Source organism: Arthrobacter sp. H-02-3, assembly GCF_003097355.1.
Classification (GTDB): Bacteria; Actinomycetota; Actinomycetes; order Actinomycetales; family Micrococcaceae; genus Arthrobacter; species Arthrobacter humicola.
Genome location: NZ_PYUI01000019.1, coordinates 32,227 through 50,257, shown reverse-complemented (window position 1 = coordinate 50,257; position 18,031 = coordinate 32,227). Strand labels below are relative to the sequence as shown.

Sequence of the window (18,031 nt, the reverse complement as noted above, 5' to 3'; positions counted from 1 at the left end):
GCCAGCCTCGTCCATGCTATCGGTTTCTCCAGAGGCCAACCAACGCGCCACGGGTGCGGCGGCGCCGCAGGCGCAGCGCTATTGCGGCCGCGCCGCTGGCCGGTCAGCCGCCCAGCCCGGTAATGGCGAGGTTCCTGCTGATCCCGTCCAGGGGGCCGGGCAGGGGAACGGGCAGCTCCGGCCCGGGATAGGCGGGGGCGCCCGGCGCCGCTACCGGAAACGGCAGGGTTTCGGGGCGGCTGAGGTCCCAGGCCATGGAGGCGCTGATGCTGATCCCCCGCGGCCCGGTCCGGCGGGTGGTGCCGCGGATCAGCAGCAAACGGGTCCCGAACAGCAAGGACCCGGACTGCTCCTGCGCCTCGTGGAAGAAGACCGAATCCACGCAGCCCGTGCCGTCGTCGACGCTGATGAACACCACCCGGCGGCCGCCGCGCATGGGCGGGGTCTGGGTGGCCACCCGCACCCCGGCGACCAGCACCTCCGTGCCGTTGCGCAGTCCCAGCAGCTTGTCCGCGGTGGTGACGCCGAGCCGGTCCAACAGCGGACGGTGGCTGGTCATGAGGTGCTCGCTGACGTCCACGGCCATGAGGTCCAGTTCCGCCCGCACGTTGTCCACCATGCTGGGCGCGGGCAGCACCGCCTTGAGGTTCTTCAGTTCCATGTCACCCAGCGGCAACGCCAGCTGGCCCTCAATGACCTCCACGCCCTTCCGGTGCGGGCGGGCCTGGAGCTTTTGCAGGTGCTGGACCAGATCCGCGCGGTTCGCCGCTCCCCCGGACGCCCGGTGCAGGGTGTCGAAGGCGCCCAGCTGGGCCAGGCGCTGGATACTCGGCCTGCTCAGCCGCGACCGGGCGCGCAGGTCCGCCAGGGAATCGTAGGGCTGGCCGGCCACAATCCGCTTCAGCTCGGCGGCGGAGAGCCCGAAGATGCCGTTCAGGCTCAGCCGGATGCCCAGCTTGCCCCGGTCCGGCCCGGATTCCACCCGTTCCACCCGGTACTCGGCCTGGCTCCGGTTGATGTCGAGGGGAAGGATGGGGATGCCCAGCCGGCGCGCCTCGGCCACGAGCAGGCGTTTGGGGTACATGCCGGGGTCGTGCTCCCAGAGCCCGGCCAGGAAGGCCTCCGGGTGGTGCGCCTTGAGCCAGGCCGACTGGTAGGTGGGCACGGCGAAGGCTGCTCCGTGGGCCTTGCAGAACCCGAAGCTGCCAAAGGCCTTCAGCGTGCCCCAGACCTTGTCCACCACCTCCGGGCTGTAGTTCCGGGCCCGCGCCTCCTTCCGGAAGAACTCCTCCACCTTGGCCTCCAGGACGTCGTTGCCCAGCGCCCGGCGGAATTCGTCGGCGCGCGCCAGCCCGCATCCGGTCATGACGTCGAAGGTTTTGAGGATTTGTTCGTGGAAGACGGTGACCCCGTGGGTCTCCTTGAGGACCGGCTTGAGGTCGGGGTGCGGGTAGACCTCGGGGGCGAACCCGTGCCGGTGCTCCAGGAAGGGCCGGACCATGTCGGATTTCATCGGGCCGGGGCGGAACAGCGAGATGTCAATGATGAGATCGTTGAATTCCCGGGGTGCCATCTTGCCGATCAGTTCGCGCTGGCCCGGGGATTCGATCTGGAAACAGCCCAGGGTGTGGGTGCTGCGGATCAGTTCAAAGGTCGGTTCGTCATCGAGCGGGACCGCGTTGAGGTCGATGCGCCCATCCTCGGCAATGTAATCCGGGCCCGTCCCGTCCGGACCGGCCTGATGTGCGCCGGCGGCCACTACCTCGGCCTTGGAGGGGTGGAGCCGGATGACCTCCCGGACGGCGAAGGCCATGGCGCTCTGCATCCGGACGCCCAGGACATCGAGTTTGAGCATGCCCATGGGGTCCATGTCGTGCTTGTCGAACTGGCTCATGGGCAGGCCCAGGCCGCTGGGCTGCACGGGGGTGCGGTCCAGCAGGGTGGCGTCGCCGAGGATAACGCCGCACGGGTGCATGGAGATGTGGCGGGGCAGCCGGTCCAGCCGTTCCGTGAGGTCCACCAGCAGGTCCAGCTGCTGGTTTTCGCTGAAGCCGCGCTGCTCCACCCGGTCGGCGAATTCCTTCAGTTCGGGTTTCTCCACGAGGGCTTCGCGGAAGTGCCGGGCCGAGAACCGCCACAGCTGCTTGGCGATTTCCCCGACCTCGCCGTCGTCCATGCCCAGGGCCAGGCCGGCGTCCCGCACGGCACCGCGAGCGCGGTAGCCGTTTTGCATGCTCATCAGCGTGACGCGTTCGGCTCCGAAGCGCTCAAAGATCTTCCGGTAGACGTTGTGCCGTTCGGCGCTTTCGACGTCGATGTCGATGTCGGGCAGCGTGGCGCGGTCACGGGAGAGGAAGCGTTCAAAGATGAGGTCGTGCTGGAGCGGGTTCACCTGGCTGATGTCGATCAGGTAGTTGACCAGGCTGGAGGCGCCCGAACCGCGGGCGGCCGCCCGGACGCCCATGGCCAGGATCATCCGTGAGACTTCGGCGACGGTCAGGAAATAGGAGGCGAAGCCCAGTGAGTCGATGATCCGGAGCTCGTGTTTCAGCCGGGTCCGCATCTGCTGTTCCCGCTGCCCGGAGATTCCCGGGAAGCGGCGGCCGATGCCGGCCTCACAGCGCAGGGTCAGCTCTGCGAGCGCGTCGCCGGCGATCCCGATCACGGACGCTTCCGGGACCACGGGCTGCTTCCAACCCATGTCGGCCACGGGGTCCATGCGGCAGCGGTCCGCGAGCGCCTCGGTCTGGGCGAGGAGCCGCTTGAGGTCCGCCGTGCCGTACCCGGCGGCGTGGATGATCTCCTTGGCCAGTTCGAGCATCCGGGCCGCCGATTTGAGCCAGCCCTGCCCGTTGGGCTGCAGCAGCGGGGCGGCGGAGAGCTCGGGCAGGGATTTGAGCGTCCGGGCGGAGTCCAGCACGTCGGCGGTGGCCGCGCCGTCCTCGGCGACATACCGCACGGCGTTGCTCAGCACGGCGGGCACCCCGTGTTCCGCGGCGAGTTTGAGCATGCGCACCGCGTGGGCGGTGCTCAGCGGTTCCCCGGGCGGGCTGAGCTGGGAAACGACTTCCGCCGCCAGCGTCCCGGGGGGCATGGCGTCCAGCCAGCGTTTGAACAGGGTGCGGGGCCGCAGGTACCGCCGGCCGCCCATGGCACGGCCGACGTCGGAGTCCGGACCGATCAGCACCGTCAGGACCGGCTGCAGGGTTTCCGGGTCCAGGGTGCGGGAGGCCAGTTCGGCCCGGGTGACGGCCACCGGAACCGCTCCCTGCGCCTTGCCCGTGGTACGGGCATGGGCGTCGGAGATCAGCCGGCACAGCGCCCGGTAACCGGCGCCGTTGTTGTGTCCGTGCGCCAGCACGACGACGCGTCCCCCGAGCTGGGTGCGGAGGTCGCCGTCGTCGTCAAAGACCGCGAGGTCCACCCCGACGATCGCATCCAGCCCGGCGGCCATGCACGCCTTCAGGTGCTTGACGGTTCCGTAGAGCCCGTCACGGTCGGTGCAGGCCAGCGCGGTGGCGCCGTCGGCGGCTGCGGCCGCGGCCAGTTCCTCCGGCCATGAGACGCCGTAGTGGGCGCTGAAGGCGGTGGAGACGTGCAGATGGGTGAAGCTCATGCTGTTTCGGGCTTCCGGTGGGGCTGCAGGGCGTCGTGGATTCGCACGAGCCGCCACCGGCCGCTACTGACGTGCCGGCTCAGGTCAAGGGTGAGGGTGGGCTCCGCCGCGTCCTCCCCGTCGGCACGCACCTGGACCCGCCAGATCTCGTGGTCCACCAGGCCCGGACCGCTCCCGAGGGGGGCCCGGCTTTCCTCCGTCCACCACTGGCGGCGTTCATACCAGCGGACCGGTTCCGCGCAGACCGTGTAGTGCCGGCCCGCCCAGTCAAGCCGCAGGGGCTGCCCGGAGGGCGTGCAGGCGACATCCACGGACTCGCTGAACATGCCCACGTTGCCTCCCGACCCAGTCCGGGCTGGAGCCGGCCCAGTCCCCGCTTTCATGCCACTGCATTCACGTTATTCGAACATATATTCGAATAAGGCCAGTCTACGTCGGAGTGGCGACAAAACCCATTCCTTGCGGCATTGCACCGGATGCATGATGGGCAACTACAACGGGGCCGGCGGGAGCGGCCCGACCCTCCCGCGCCATCAGCACGGGCAACGGCACCGGCAACGGCTCTGTGTCCCGCTACGCCCCGGCCGCCGCAGCTGCGGCGCCCTTCCCAGCCTCGGCACCGGCGTCCCCCAGCACCAGGAGACCCCGGCTTTCCGCCACAGCCCCATCCGGTGACGCGGCCGGGGCAGTGGACCTCGCCGTCGCGGTGCTCATCGTCCCCGCGGGACGGCGCAGGAAGGCAGCCCTACGCGACCACGTCAATGGGACCGGGGACGGCACCGCCGATCCCCACGCCGCGAACGAGCTGCTCCGCAGACCACCGACAGATCAGGGGTGGACGGACGCAGGTGCAGGTAGCAGGATTGAGCCATGAGCTCCCACAACGCACTCCTGAAGCACGTAAGCATCGCCGCCAAGGATTCAACCTTGGTGGCGACTTTTGATATAGACGGCAATATCCCCGGCCAGGGCGCCTATGTGGTGGGGCTCGTGGCGGCAACCCCGGACCATTCCCATCAGCGAAGAATGGGGATCGAGTTCATGAACGGCGAGGCCGTGTCCTTCTACTGCTTCAGCCATGACGGCACCGAGGAAAATTTCGACCTCAAGGGCGTCGAGCACTCGGGCAACACCATTACCGGCCATTTCCCGCTCACCACGGTGCTGGGGCTGCCGAAGGGTCACCTCATGACGGCGTTCAGCGACGCCGACGGCCGGGACTACCAGTCCAACGTGCCCGTGGAAGAGGCCCTCTAGGCGCGCTGGCCCGGCAGGAAGCAGAAGCCTCAGCTGCCGGCTTTGTACACTTCGAGTTCGAGCGCGGTGAAGGCCTCCACCATGGCGCGGTAGGTCTTCTCGACGATGTCGGGATCGATGTCTTTCTGCTCCGCGACGGCCTTGACGTGTTCGATCACGCGCTCCACGCGGCCCGGCGCCCGAACCTCCGCGCTGTCCGCCTTCAGGGTCCCGGCGATCCGGATCAGCCGCTCCCGGCGGCCGATCAGCGCCACGATCTGCTCATCCACCTCATCCACTGCCACCCGCACAGCTGCGAGCTGTGCCTTGTCGGCCTGGGCATCTTTGTCGTATCCGTGATTTGTGGACATGTTCATGACAGTATCCAAAGATGCAGCCACGAGTCGATTTAATTTCACTGGGTGTCCACAGTGTTGACGCCTCCCGCAGTTTCTATGTGGATGGCCTGGGCTGGCCCGTCCGCCGGGAAGTCCGGGGCGAGGTCCTCTTTATCCAGGCCAATCACGGCCTCATCCTCTCGCTCTGGGACGCGGGTCAGATGCAGGCCGAAGCGGCCACCGATCCGCCAGCCGGCATTCCCTGCATCACGCTGAGCCACAACCTGGGCAGCGCGGCGGAAGTTGACTGGGTGATGGCGGAGGCCGAGTCCGCGGGAGCCACGATCGTCGCGGCGCCGAAGACCCAGTCCTGGGGCGGCTACACCGGGTACTTTGCCGATCCCGACGGCTACCGCTGGGAGGTCGCCTTCAATCCCGGCTGGGAGGTCGACGACGGCGGCACTGTGACACTGTGACCCGAAGACGCTGTGACTAGAACAGGCTGCCCACCGGCTTGATGAGTTCGGCGGAATCATTCTTCACGTTTCCGACCGCGGTGCCGACGGCGTCGATGGTCCAGCCCTCGGCGACATCGTGCGCCCCCGAGCGGACCAGGTCCACCAGGGTGGCGGCGTCCCCGGCGTGCGGGTCCAACCAGGCCTGCATGGTCGCCCGGTCCATCGGCAGCGGGACCCGGTCGTGCAGGGCCGTCAGTTCCGCCAGCATCCCGCCGGCATAGTCTTCGGGCGGCGAGTCGGTAGTCAGGATCGATGTCGAGAGCAGCCAGCGGTGCGGATCGCCGTCGGCCTTGGACGGGTCCTTCCACCATTCGTACAGTCCGGCGAACACCATCGGGCCGCCGTCGCTCGGGTGCACGTAGTACGGCTGCTTGCTGCGGCCCTCACCGGCTTTCCATTCGTAGTAGCCGTCCGCGGGGACGGCGCAGCGCCGGGACCGCACGGCCTTCCGGAACGAGGGCTTCTCCAGCACGCTCTCGCTGCGGGCGTTGATCATCTTCGAGCCGATCCCGGGGTCCTTGGCCCAGGACGGCACCAGCCCCCAGCGCGCAAGGTGCAGCTGCCGCACCGGGTTCCCATCGATGAGCCGTTCGAGCAGAATGGGCACGTCCGCGGTCGGGGCGACGTTCCACGACGGCGGGATCGCGATCTCGTGTTCGAGTTCGGCGTCGAACTCGGCCAGCAGGTCTCCGACGGCCCGGGCCATCACGTAGCGTCCACACATGCCCTCCAGCATGCCACCGCGGACCGTCGTGCGGGAATAGTGTGCTGCGCGGTACGGTTATTGGAAGTGACGTACGACTTCCGTGGGCGCCCGGCCCTCCACGCCGGCCCCAACCACTAGCTTGAGGAGAACTTCGTGGATTTCACCCCCGAAACCGGCACCATCACCATGTTTTCGACCACGTGGTGCGGCTACTGCACCCGGCTGAAGAAGCAGCTGGACGCGCAGGGCATCGGGTACACCGAGATCAACATCGAGGAAGTCGAAGGCACTGCCGATCTCGTGGAGCAGCTCAACGGAGGCAACCGCACCGTCCCCACCGTGCTGTTCCCGGACGGCACCGCCGCGACCAACCCCTCCGCGGCCGAGGTCAAGAGCCGGCTCGCCGCCTAGCCTTCCCTTTATCCAAAAGCAGCACCAAATCACGACGGCGCGGCCCCCACGGGCCGTGCCGTCCCCCGTTGTCCCGGCAGGCTGTGCGGGTAGATTTGCGGGTAAGTTGTGCGGGTAACCCGCGATTCGAGCAGAGGAGCTTATGCCATGGTCCATAAAGTCAAGGGCGCAGTAGTCCGTTCCAAGAATGCCGATGTCACCCTGGAGACGATCCTGGTGCCGGACCCCGGTCCCGGCGAGGCCCTCGTGGACATCCTCACGTGCGGCGTCTGCCACACCGATCTGCACTACAAGCAGGGCGCGATCAACGACGACTTCCCCTTCCTGCTCGGCCACGAGGCCACGGGCGTTGTCAGCGCCGTCGGACCGGACGTCACCGAGGTCGCTCCCGGTGACCGCGTGGTCTTGAACTGGCGTGCCGTGTGCGGCGAGTGCCGGGCCTGCCGCCGCGGTGAGCCCCAGTACTGCTTCAACACCCACAACGCCACCCAGAAGATGACGCTGGAAGACGGCACGGAGCTAAGCACGGCCCTGGGCATCGGCGCCTTCGCCGAGAAGACCCTCGTGGCGGCCGGCCAGTGCACCAAGGTGGATCCCGACGCCGACCCCGCCGCCGTCGGGCTGCTCGGTTGCGGCGTGATGGCAGGGATCGGCGCCGCGATCAACACCGGGAACGTCCAGCGCGGCGATTCGGTCGCCGTGATCGGCTGCGGCGGCGTGGGCGTGGCGGCCATCGCCGGTGCGGCGCTCGCCGGCGCCACCACCGTGATCGCCGTCGACATCGACGCCAAGAAGCTTCAGCGCGCCCGGGAACTCGGCGCCACCCACACGGTGGACTCCTCCGCCGTCGACCCCGTGGAAGCAATCCGCGAACTGACCGGCGGTTTCGGCGCCGATGTGGTGATTGACGCCGTCGGCCGCCCGGAAACGTACAAGCAGGCCTTCTACGCCCGTGACCTCGCCGGCACCGTGGTGCTGGTGGGCGTCCCGAGCCCCGACATGACCCTGGAGCTCCCGCTGCTGGACGTGTTCGGCCGCGGCGGCTCGCTCAAGTCCTCCTGGTACGGCGACTGCCTGCCCTCGCGCGACTTCCCCATGCTCATCAGCCTCTACCGGCAGGGCAAGCTGGACCTGGACGCCTTCGTGACCGAGCGGATCACGATCGACCAGATCGAAGAAGCCTTCGGGAAGATGCACGCCGGCGCGGTGCTGCGCTCGGTGGTGGAGCTGTGAGCGTCCGGATCGACCGGCTGGTCACCTCCGGGACATTCTCGCTCGACGGCGGGACCTGGGACGTTGACAACAACGTGTGGATCGTCGGCGATGACACCGAATGCGTCATCATCGACCCCGCTCACGATCCCGCTGCCGTGACCGCGGCCGTCGCGGGCCGGAAGGTCGCCGCGATCCTGCTCACGCACGGCCACGATGACCACATCCGCGCCGTCGGCGACGTCCGGACGCTCGTGAACGCGCCCGTGTACCTGCACCGGGACGACTGGATGCTGTGGGAGCAGGTGTTCCCCGGCACCGGGCCGGACCACGCGATTGCCGACGGCGACACCTTCGACGTCGCCGGGGCCAGGCTCACGGCACTGCACACGCCCGGCCATTCGCCCGGATCCGTGTGCTTCCTGTTCGAGGGCGAGGGCGCTGTTTCTGAACACACCGTGTTCAGTGGCGACACGCTGTTCCAGGGCGGCCCCGGGGCCACCGGACGGTCCTTCAGCGACTTCCCCACCATCATCGAGTCCATCCGCCACCGGCTCCTGCCGCTCCCGGCGGACACGGTGGTGCGCACCGGCCACGGAGATCCGACGACGATCGGCGCCGAAGCGCCGCACCTTGAGGAATGGATCGCCCGCGGGCACTGACCCCGCACCGGTGCCCCCTGGAAAGGCCCGGTCCGCCACTTCCGGACCGGGCCGTCCCGCCCTAGGATGAGGGCCCATGAGCCCCTTTCCCAGCATGGATCCGGCAACCCTGACCGCGGACCTGCGCACCCAGTTCGATTCGTTCCTCGACGAGCACCGGGCGGCACTGCACAACTGCCTGGACGGGCTCACGGAACAGGAGGCCCGGGCATCGCTGGTCCCCTCGCGGACCACCCTCCTGGGGCTGGTCAAGCACGCCACGTTTGTGGAGAGGGTCTGGTTTGACGAGGCCATCACGTGCCGGACCCGGGCGGAGATCGGGATCCCGGCCACCCCGGACGAATCGTTCATCCTCGAGCCGGGCGACACCATCGCGGGCCTGCAGTCCGCCTACAGCCGTGCCTGCGGGGACTCCCGCCGGGCGGCCGCGCCGCTGGATCTTGACGACCTCGTCCGGGGCAACCGACGGGGTCCGCTGCCCCTGCGGTGGGTCTACCTGCACATGCTCCGGGAACTGGCCCAGCACTGCGGTCACGCGGACATCCTGCGCGAGCAGATCCTCGCCGCCCGGAGCTAGCGCTGGGAGTTCGCGGCGGAGCGGGGCAGTGAGCTAGCCGGACCGATGGCCTCGACGGAGACCAGGATGATGCCGAGGTCCCGGACCTTCATGAGCAGCCCAAACAGGGCCGCCTGGTCGGCGACGAAACCGCTGAGGCTTGTAGTGCCGTCGCTATCGTGGGTCAGGGCCAGGTCGCCGAACCAGGCGGACCACTGCTCGTCGAGGTGTCCGTTGACCCGGAGCCGGTAGCCCGTGGGCTCCGGCCGTTCTCGGTGCCGGGTCATGGTGGCCCGGCCTCCGCCGTCGCCCTGCGTGCTCACTTGACGTCAGCCGGGTTGAGCGGCGCCCCGGTGAAATTGAGCTGGTCGCGGCCGGCTGCGGCGCGCTGATCGCGCCACAGCGAATATCCGAGGCCGATCAGGGCGACACCAGTGGGGACGGCGAACAGCCTTTCGTTGATCTGCGGAAGCAGTGGGATCACGATGGTTGCGACGGTGCCGCCGGCGAGGACCGCCGCAGCCCAGCGGGCCAGGACGTTGGCGCGGAAGAGTGCGATGCCGAAGAGGAGTCCGCCGGCCAGGTAGGTGAGGCCAGACACCACGCTGAGGGGCTGCATCAGGCCGACGTCGCCGGCCGGGTGCCCGCCGGTGGCTGCGGCGAGAACGTCGTTGACGTAGCCGGGTGCACTGTTGGCGAGGGCCGGAAGGACCACTACACCAATGACTTCGACGCTCATCATGATGAGATAACCAACGCCGAACACCGTGTACCCGATCAGGCCGAGCACTCCGGTCTGCTTCACCTGGCGGAGGTACATGCCGGTGATGCCGACGAGCGACAGGACGGACATGAGGACCTTCAGGCTTTGGCGGACAGTCCATTCGGTGGTGGTGACGAAGGCGGCATCCAGGTGCGGGTGGTTGATCTGGACGCCGATGAACAGCAGGCCCGCCGCGACGGCGCAAAGGCCGGCCCAGCGGGTGAGTTTGGTGGTGGTGATGGACATGTCCGGCTCCCTGGTTCTGGGTTTCCGTGGCGGGGCGCCGCGGAATGACTCAAATGTAGGGACGGACGGGGTGACCGGGCGTCACCCCGCGATGTGACTGACAGGGTGAGATGTGCGCGCCGCGGCTACAGCAGGCCTCTTTCGCGTGCCCGGCGGACGGCCCCCCTGCGGTCCGTGACGTCGAGCTTGGTGAAGATGTGCTTGGTGTGGGTGCGCAGCGTGTTGTGCGAGATGAACAGTTCGACGGCGATCTGCGGCCCGCTCAGCTCACTGTCGAGGAGCCTGAGCACCTGCAGCTCCCGCTTGCTCAAGGGGACAACGGACGACGGCGGCGGGCGCTCCCCCGGGCCGGGGGACTGCGCCTGGACGGACGCACCCAAGCTGAGCAAGCGGCGGGCGTGGTCTCCGCCGATGCCGTGGCGTGTGGCGTCGCGCAGCAGCTCCATCATCGGGGTCCCCTCGTCCAGGAAGAGCCGCACGTAGTCGCCTGGCTCGGGTGCCTCGGCCAATGCCCGGCCGAGAGCCTCGCGGGCCTGCGTCCGATGCCCCTGCGCGTCCTGTGCCAAGGCCTGCAGCATGCGGATCTCCATGGCGCTTCCGGCGCGGCCACTTGCCCCAGCGGCCTCCAGCAACCGGTCCAATAGGCGGGCTGCCGGGCCGATCGCGATGCCGCCGGGGTCTGTACGGTGCTGCGCGATGAGCAGACGTACCAAGGTGAGGTGGTCGGACTCGCGCAGATAGCTGGCCTGGTCCGTGGCGGACACGCCGCGCTCGCGTGCCCACTCGTCGGCCTCCGGTATCTTGCCCTGGGCGATCCAGACCCTGGCCCTCATCGCAGCGATAGGGCGCACATCGGGGAAGAACCCCCGCTGGTAGAGCGTCTCCGCCTCGTCCAGGAGATTGACCGCCTTCTCCGGGGCTCCTTCGGCCCGGGCGATCAGCGCCATCGCCACGAACCACCGATAGCGGCTTTCGGTCACCGGCGCCCGCTCGGCGAATACTGCGGCGGTGTCGAGGTGTCGCCTGGCGCTGCCCAGGTCTCCGGCCTGGCAGTCGATCTCGGCCAGTCCGACGTGCAGCTCGGCGGTGGCCCGTGCTACGGACTCACCGTGCGCCTCGGCCCGCTGCAGCGCGCTCCGGTAGAGCCGGCGTGCCTTGCCCGGCCGGCCGGCCGCGAGCCACATGTCGGCAAGCACCACCGTACTGCTGAGCTCGTCGACCAGGTTGCCGGCAGCGTGGAGGCTGGCCACGGCCTGCGTGAACGTCTCCAGTGCTGCCGCTACGTCGCCCTTTGCCCACGCGGCGAGACCTAGGAATCCGGCGGCAGCGCCCCGCCCGAGATGGTCGCCCGGGCGGGCCAGATCCAGTGCGCGCCGGGCATGTTCGACCGTGCCGGCCACATCGCCCCGTGCTTGCGCGAGCGAGGCGCGGTAGACGGCGATGGTCGATGGCAACGACTGGAGCGCCTCGGTATCGGCCCAAGGGGGAACCTCCCCGGCCGGTACCGCAGCCAGCGCGCGTTCCGCGTCGTCAAGCCGCGGGCCGACCTGATCGAGGTCTCCGGAGACCATGAGCATGAAGCCGGAGAAGACGCTCAGCACCGGGCTGCGCCGGACGGCGTCGTCGGGCAGTTCCCTCAGCCAGCCGAGCAGCATCGCGTCCTGCCGGTTGCGCCGGATCGTCGGCACAGCCAGTTCCATGAGGTGAGCTGCGTGGTCGAAGTCCCCGGCGGCCATTGTGTGCCTGATCGCCTCAGCTGGCAGATTGTTGGCCTCGAACCACCGGCTGGCGCGCTGATGCAGCAGGGGAACCTGCTCAGGCCGTTCGCTGAGCAGGCGGGCGCGCAGCACGTCAGCAAAGAGGTGGTGGTACCGGTACCATTCCCGCCGCTCGTCCAGCGGGACAAGGAAGAGGTTCGCCCGCTCCAGGACCATGAGCATCTGGCCTCCGTCGTCGCGGCCGGTGACGGCGTCACAGAGCGGCCCCGTCAGCCGGTCAAGCACAGCGGACTGCAAGAGGAAGCCGCGAACCGGTTCAGGTTGATGCTGCAGCACCTCCTCGACGAGGTAATCGACCACATACCGGTCGTTCCCGGCGAACCGGGCGATGAAACCGGCGACGTCGTCGCGCCCCTGGAGTGAGAGCGCGGCGAGCTGCAGCGCGGCAATCCACCCCTCCGTGCGTTCCTCCAAAGCCGCGACATCCCCGGCTGCCAGGTCCAGTCCCGCCGCCCCGTTGAGGTAGGCGGCGGCCTCCTCCGGCGTGAAGCGCAGCTCCGCGGCACGGATCTCGACCAGCTCGCCGCGCACGCGCCAGCGGGACAGCGGCAGCGAGGGGTCGGCGCGCGTGCTGATCACGACGTGCACGTGGGGCGGAAGGTGCTCCAGCAGGAAGGCCATACCTTCGCCGACATCGTGGCCGTCCACCAAGTGGTAGTCGTCCAGCACCAGCCAGACAGCGGCCGGGGCGGCGGCCAGTTCGTTCAGCACCGTAGTGAGCACACGCTCGGTGGGGAACGGGGACGTCCCCGTCAGTTCGAGCGCAGTAGAGCCGACGCCGGGCACCGCCGTTTGGAGCGCGGTCACCACATAGGTCCAGAACACCGCAGGCTCGCTGTCGGCTTGATCGAGCGAGAGCCACGCCACGCAATGGTCTTCGCCGGATACCTCAGCCAACCACCCGGCAAGGAGAGTCGTCTTGCCGAACCCTGCGGGGGCGGACACCAACGTCAGTGACGACTCGGCTCCGCGGCGCAGAAGCTCACTGAGCCGCGGGCGTGCCACCAGTCCACGTCGCGGCCTGGGGACGTAGAGCTTCGTGGCAATCACCGGATATGCCATGGGATCCCCGTTCCAAACGTTCACAACCCTGGCTGAAGTGTGCTGCAGATAGCTTCAGCGTACCGGGGAGACGCCGGCGAATCCGGGTGAAGTCACTGCGCTGCGGCCGCCTGGTGGCCCACTAGTGTGGTGCGAATGAAACAGGCAGTCATTCTTGGGGGCACCGGCGTGCTTGGCCGGGCCATCGCGCACCGCTTGCTGGAGGCCGGGTGGCAGGTCCGCATCACGGGCCGGGACGCGTCAAAGATGCCGTCCGCTCTTCGTGCTGCGGGCGCCCGGTTCCTCGCATCGGACCGGCGCAGCGGACACGATCTGGCGCAGGCACTGGGAAACGGCGCGGATCTTCTAGTTGATGCCGCCTGCTACACAGCTGCCGAAGCCCGCCTGCTCCTCCCGCACCTTTCCGGGGTCGGGTCTGCGGTCATGCTGTCCAGCAAAGCCGTGTACACCGACGACGCCGGCAACCACGTCAACTCGGACGTCCCGCCGTGCTTCCCGCATCCCATCCGGGAAGACCGGCCCACCATGAAGCCGCTGAACGGCGGCTACGATTCCCGCGAGGGCTACGGCGCCAACAAAGTCGCCGCCGAACATGTGCTGCTCGACACCGGGCATCCCGTCACTGTCATCCGCCCATCCAAGGTTCATGGCGAAGGCGCAGCCGTGCCGCGGGAGTGGATGTTCGTGAAGCGTATCCTCGACCGCCGCCCCGCAGTATTCCTGGCCACGGCTGGCGCGGGAGGCGACCATACGAGTGCCGCCGTCAACACCGCGGCCCTCATCGAAACAGTCGCCGCCCGCCCGGGACAACGGATCCTCAACAGCGCAGATCCCGATGCGCCCACCAGCCTGGAGATCGCCCGCACCGTCGCGGCCTACCTCGGCCACGAGTGGGAAGAGATCCTCCTCGAGGCCGGGGACCATCCCGAACTGGGTGCCCACCCCTGGAACTTCACCCCGCCGCTGGTCCTCGACACCCAGGCTTCCACGGCACTGGGTTACGAGCCTGTGGGCACCTACGCCGAGACGGTGACGGCAGAAATTGACTGGCTCCTTGCCTCGCCTGCCAACCGGCCCGACGCCGCGGACGGGTTCTTCAGCAACTTCACCGACTACGACCTCGAGGATTCGTACCTCACAGACCGGGGCAGGCCAACAAGTGCTTGTTCATGCTGAGGACACGACCGTCCTGACTTCGGGCAGAAACGATGGTCTCCCGTTCGTCACTTACTGCGCGGGATCCTGAGGAACTTGTCTGGACGGTCGTGGCGACCCGGTGCGAGAAGATGGCGGTGTTCCCAAGCAGCTGGATGCGCTGTTCACTGCTAGGGCAGTCGATCACCCTCCTGCCGGAGTCCAGCCAGCCGAACACCCCAAGCCACGAATCGACAGGAATAGGAGCATCCCGAGGCGATTCAACCCGGTTGCGGGCCTGTTGACGACGCTTCCTGCTCGGACCTAGCATGGCGTTGCTGGCCGGTGAAGCTCTTGGTCATAAGCGGAGGGGAGCTGAAGACGGCGGCTCCGGTGATCGCCGATTTCGGCGGGGTCCCCGTGGCGGCGATTCACCGAATTCGGCCAACGAAGGGCCTGGTCCCCGGTCTCGGGGAAGGCTTGGTATGCCGTCACGGCCGGAGGTCGTTTGGCGGACGGCATGCTCGTGATCGTGCTGCTGACTGCATGGTCCTCGGTCTTCTTCGGAAGACTGCTGTAGCCGGTGTGTTGTTCAAAGAGCCCGCATCCGGAAAAGGGACGGAGCACCCCGATGAACGCTGAGCAGGCTTCGGGACGGGAACGTCCGGGTTTGGTGACGCGTGCGCTGGTCCGGGGTCTGGCTTGGGACGTAGGGGCACCGCTCGCTGCCTACTACGTCCTGCACCTGGCCGGTGCCACGGACTGGGCAGCACTGCTGGCGGCGACGGGAGCAGCTGCATGCCGGCTGTTGTGGACCGCGTTCAAGGGACATTCCCTGAACCCGTTTGCGATGCTGATGGTCATCGTCTTCGGACTCGGCCTGGGCCTTTCTTTCCTTACCGGTGACCCGCGGTTTCTGCTGCTCAAGGACTCTGCTATCACCGGCGGCCTTGGTGTTTCGTTCCTGGTTTTGGCTGCCCTGGGACATCCCCTGACTTTGGACGCAGCCAAGACCTGGAGTCCGGAGCGCGCCGGGGAAATGGACCGGGAATTCCACCGCAACCCTGCGGTGCGCCGCTGGCACCTGAAGATTTCCGCCGTTTGGGGTGCGGGACTGATTGCTGAAGCCAGCACGCGGGCCGTCCTGGTCTATCTGCTGCCTATTGACGTCATGGTGGGGGTTTCGGCCGCCCTGGCAGTGACCGTTTTCGCCGCCCTCATCGCCTGGACTGCCTGGGACCTGAAACGACGGCAAGCAGCGCGGTCTTCCTGACGGCTCCATCTCGGCTCATAAGCATCGTAAGTTGATTGGACGGCTGCCTTGTGAAGGGGCTCACACTACGACCGTGAAGCGGCGGGTCTGCTGCACCGGTTAGGCTATGGCAATGACGTTGGGGGACGCTGCGGGCAAACCGCCTACCGGGGCTGCGCAGCCAAACAGTGGCGTTCATCCACGCCCGCCACAGGTCGTGGACGAATCGAAACTCCAGGATCTGGTTGATCACGTCGGTCGCACCGCAGCAGCAACGTTTGCCTCCAACTTCCTCGCCCTGCTCCGGGACCGCCTGACGCAGGTGCACACGGCTCTGGGCACGGCGGACCCGGAGCATGCGCTCGATGCCGTCCTGAGCCTGAAGACAAGCTCGGCAATGGTTGGAGCAGAGCAGCTGACGCGCTACTGCACAGGCCTCGAGAAGGAACTCCGTGAGGGCCGGATCCCGAACGCCGACGCACTCCCCCGCATCGCGGCAGACCTCCGTCCCGCTTTGACGGACGTGCTGGCCAGCATGCCTCCGGACACTGACGGCTGACCCGGGGCCGGCTCGGCGGCAGTGTTGGAAACCGTACCGGCGGCACGCGTTATTCTAGCGACCGTATCGGCGGGGCAATTTGAGGAAAAACCGTGATCAACCGAAGCGATGTGCTCGAGGCAGAGCGGCGCATCAACGGCTATGTACGGCGCACGCCCCTGCTCCGCGGAGGCACCGCCGCCGCCCCGCTCTGGTTCAAGTGCGAGTTTCAGCAGCACACCGGTGTTTTTAAGGCCCGTGGGGCCTTCAACCGTCTTCTCGCCGCCCGGGAGCGAGGGGAACTTGACCCCGCCGTCGGTGTGGTGGCCGCGTCCGGCGGCAACGCGGGCCTGGCAAATGCCTATGCCGCAGCGGCGCTTGGGGTTCCGGCGACAGTGTTCGTCCCGGAGACGGCACCGCGCGTCAAGGTCGAGCGCCTCCTTGGATACGGGGCAGCCGTCCGCCAGGTCGGCGCGGAGTACGCGGAGGCCTATGCGGCTGCAATGGAGTGCGTGGAAGCCAGCGGTGCACTGTTCTGCCATGCCTACGACCAGCTCGAGATCGCTGCGGGGGCGGGCACCCTCGCCGAAGAGATCCTGGAGGATGAGCCCGGCATCGACACGATCGTCGTCGGCGGGGGCGGCCTGTACGCGGGCGTTGCTGCAGCTGCCGAGGGCCGCTCACGCGTCGTGGCGGTGGAACCCTTCAATATTCCTACTCTGCATGCGGCCCTCGACGCCGGACAGCCGGTCGATGTGCCGGTTTCCGGGATCGCGGCGGACTCCCTGGGGGCACGGCGCGTAGGTGAGATCGCGTTCAGCATGGCCGCCCGTGTCCCGCCGGTCTCGGTGCTCGTGGACGACGCTGCCATTGTCTCCGCCCGGGAATAGCTGTGGAGCGAGTACCGCATCCCCGCCGAGTACGGCGCGGCCGCGGCCTTCGCTGCGCTCACCTTCGGGGCCTACACGCCCCAGGACGGCGAACGCGTGGCGGTGATCGTGTGCGGAGCCAACACAGATCCGTGCACGCTGGAGCGCATCCCGACGCCGGCATCCTGACAGCGTCAGGCAAAGACCGGGCGGATGCACGCGGGTGGGACCGTCGCCCGGTCGGTGTATTTCCCGGGAAAGGCCTGCTTCGTTGGCCAAGCGGGCCGTTCGCCCTATCGTGGCCGCATGTGGATTCTTGGGGAGATCATCCGGGCTCTGCTCCAGGCCGTGACGGAGGCCGCGTGCGAGGCACTCTTCTCAGGCCGGGACAAGAAGAAGCAGGAGGACGACTCCGGCGATTAGGTGTTGGCGCGGTTGTCACGCAAGCCGGCTTAGCATTCCTCAGGCACCGGGGGCGGACGGTCAGCGAAACCGGCCCGGCGTCTCAGCGGTCCCCATCGCGATCTCGCCGATGCGGACCTGGACAATTCTTCCGGCGGACTTCGACGGCGAAACTCTCGCAGCGGGAGGCGAGCGGTCGGCCGGGAGTCTGTCTAGACTGGCACGATGAGGTCGAATTGGGGGATCTTTCGCTCTGCCGTTGTGCTCATGCTTGCCGGCCTGCCACTGTCGGCCTGCGCAATGACCGACGTCGTTTGCCCGGCAGTTGGCTGGGTCAGCACCATCACTGTCAGGCTCGAAGGCGACATCACCGCCGTCAACGATGTTCAGCTCTGCACTCCGGAGGGCTGCTCCGTTCGCGAGGCAGCCCCGGCACAGGCTGCGTCGCCGAAAACAGCGGGCCCGAGCCTCCCGGGTGACGCTTCCCCGTCCCCGGCACCTTTCGTTGCCTCCAAGACGGCGCTCAATTCCTGGTTGTTCACTGTCAGCGGCCCATTGCCCCACGAAGTGACGACGCGCGTGCTCGCCAAGGACGGCACGGTGCTCGCCCAGCAGCAATCACCGGTGGAATGGACCAGGACCGGCGGCTCGGAAGAATGCGGCGGTCCCGTAACAACGCCGCCCATCACGGTCCAGCTCCCGGGCCGGCCGCAGTGACTGGGGGCGCACGCC

The 18,031-nt window shown here is 68.0% G+C and carries 17 protein-coding genes and 1 pseudogene; 11 read left to right on the top strand and 7 right to left on the bottom strand.

The window, feature by feature from the left end; translation table 11 throughout:
• Window positions 1–103: 103 nt before the first annotated feature.
• Window positions 104–3,616, bottom strand: a complete 3,513-nt coding sequence (locus tag C9424_RS16450; RefSeq protein WP_116767971.1) for a DNA polymerase III subunit alpha — start codon at window positions 3,614–3,616, stop codon at window positions 104–106.
• Window positions 3,613–3,948 carry a DUF6504 family protein gene (locus C9424_RS16445; protein WP_116767970.1) on the bottom strand — a complete coding sequence of 112 codons (336 nt, stop codon included), beginning with the start codon at window positions 3,946–3,948 and terminating at the stop codon, window positions 3,613–3,615. The genes C9424_RS16450 and C9424_RS16445 overlap by 4 nt, the downstream gene beginning before the upstream one ends.
• A gap of 538 nt (window positions 3,949–4,486) precedes the next feature.
• On the opposite strand from C9424_RS16445, the gene C9424_RS16440 reads away from it, so the two are divergent.
• Entirely contained in the window at window positions 4,487–4,873 is a 387-nt protein-coding gene (locus C9424_RS16440) for a hypothetical protein (RefSeq protein ID WP_091252316.1), read from the top strand.
• A 29-nt stretch (window positions 4,874–4,902) separates the two neighbouring features.
• Here C9424_RS16440 and C9424_RS16435 read toward each other — a convergent pair whose 3' ends face one another.
• On the bottom strand, window positions 4,903–5,229 hold the full coding sequence (locus C9424_RS16435) for a chorismate mutase (RefSeq protein WP_091252314.1): 327 nt from the start codon (window positions 5,227–5,229) through the stop codon (window positions 4,903–4,905).
• Between the two features lie 14 nt (window positions 5,230–5,243).
• Between C9424_RS16435 and C9424_RS16430 the strand changes: the two genes are divergently transcribed.
• A complete protein-coding gene (locus C9424_RS16430) occupies window positions 5,244–5,666 on the top strand; it encodes a VOC family protein (protein ID WP_116767969.1) in 423 nt (140 codons plus the stop codon).
• 16 nt (window positions 5,667–5,682) lie between these two features.
• Here the strand turns inward: C9424_RS16430 and C9424_RS16425 are convergent, their stop codons facing one another.
• Entirely contained in the window at window positions 5,683–6,432 is a 750-nt protein-coding gene (locus C9424_RS16425; RefSeq protein ID WP_116767968.1) for an SOS response-associated peptidase, read from the bottom strand.
• Between the two features lie 135 nt (window positions 6,433–6,567).
• On the opposite strand from C9424_RS16425, the gene C9424_RS16420 reads away from it, so the two are divergent.
• The 4 genes from C9424_RS16420 to C9424_RS16405 all read left to right on the top strand — a co-directional run bounded on the left by C9424_RS16420 (window position 6,568) and on the right by C9424_RS16405 (window position 9,276).
• Complete coding sequence (locus C9424_RS16420; RefSeq protein WP_091252308.1) at window positions 6,568–6,825, top strand: mycoredoxin; 258 nt, start codon at window positions 6,568–6,570, stop codon at window positions 6,823–6,825.
• Between the two features lie 147 nt (window positions 6,826–6,972).
• Window positions 6,973–8,058, top strand: coding sequence for an S-(hydroxymethyl)mycothiol dehydrogenase (locus C9424_RS16415; RefSeq protein ID WP_116767967.1), 1,086 nt, complete (start codon window positions 6,973–6,975; stop codon window positions 8,056–8,058).
• Window positions 8,055–8,699: an MBL fold metallo-hydrolase gene (locus C9424_RS16410; protein ID WP_116767966.1), complete on the top strand. Its 645-nt coding sequence runs from the start codon at window positions 8,055–8,057 to the stop codon at window positions 8,697–8,699. The genes C9424_RS16415 and C9424_RS16410 overlap by 4 nt, the downstream gene beginning before the upstream one ends.
• Window positions 8,700–8,775: 76 nt before the next feature.
• Window positions 8,776–9,276, top strand: a complete 501-nt coding sequence (locus C9424_RS16405; protein WP_116767965.1) for a DinB family protein — start codon at window positions 8,776–8,778, stop codon at window positions 9,274–9,276.
• Here C9424_RS16405 and C9424_RS16400 read toward each other — a convergent pair.
• The 3 genes from C9424_RS16400 to C9424_RS16390 all read right to left on the bottom strand — a co-directional run bounded on the left by C9424_RS16400 (window position 9,273) and on the right by C9424_RS16390 (window position 13,104).
• Window positions 9,273–9,542, bottom strand: coding sequence for a hypothetical protein (locus C9424_RS16400; protein WP_116768003.1), 270 nt, complete (start codon window positions 9,540–9,542; stop codon window positions 9,273–9,275). The genes C9424_RS16405 and C9424_RS16400 overlap by 4 nt on opposite strands.
• Before the next feature lie 32 nt (window positions 9,543–9,574).
• Window positions 9,575–10,264 (bottom strand): hypothetical protein, encoded by a 690-nt coding sequence (locus C9424_RS16395; protein ID WP_116767964.1) that lies wholly within the window; start codon window positions 10,262–10,264, stop codon window positions 9,575–9,577.
• A gap of 125 nt (window positions 10,265–10,389) precedes the next feature.
• Window positions 10,390–13,104, bottom strand: a complete 2,715-nt coding sequence (locus C9424_RS16390) for a LuxR C-terminal-related transcriptional regulator (RefSeq protein ID WP_116767963.1) — start codon at window positions 13,102–13,104, stop codon at window positions 10,390–10,392.
• A 135-nt stretch (window positions 13,105–13,239) separates the two neighbouring features.
• Between C9424_RS16390 and C9424_RS16385 the strand changes: the two genes are divergently transcribed.
• From C9424_RS16385 to C9424_RS16360, 5 genes and pseudogenes are all read left to right on the top strand, one after another.
• A complete protein-coding gene (locus C9424_RS16385) occupies window positions 13,240–14,280 on the top strand; it encodes an NAD-dependent epimerase/dehydratase family protein (RefSeq protein ID WP_116767962.1) in 1,041 nt (346 codons plus the stop codon).
• Window positions 14,281–14,869: 589 nt separating this feature from the next.
• Complete coding sequence (locus C9424_RS16380; protein ID WP_116767961.1) at window positions 14,870–15,511, top strand: VC0807 family protein; 642 nt, start codon at window positions 14,870–14,872, stop codon at window positions 15,509–15,511.
• Between the two features lie 196 nt (window positions 15,512–15,707).
• Complete coding sequence (locus C9424_RS16375; protein WP_237563508.1) at window positions 15,708–16,049, top strand: Hpt domain-containing protein; 342 nt, start codon at window positions 15,708–15,710, stop codon at window positions 16,047–16,049.
• 92 nt (window positions 16,050–16,141) lie between these two features.
• Window positions 16,142–17,086, top strand: a pseudogene (locus tag C9424_RS16370) (threonine/serine dehydratase).
• A gap of 438 nt (window positions 17,087–17,524) precedes the next feature.
• Complete coding sequence (locus tag C9424_RS16360) at window positions 17,525–18,016, top strand: hypothetical protein (protein ID WP_133247526.1); 492 nt, start codon at window positions 17,525–17,527, stop codon at window positions 18,014–18,016.
• Window positions 18,017–18,031 lie beyond the last annotated feature (15 nt).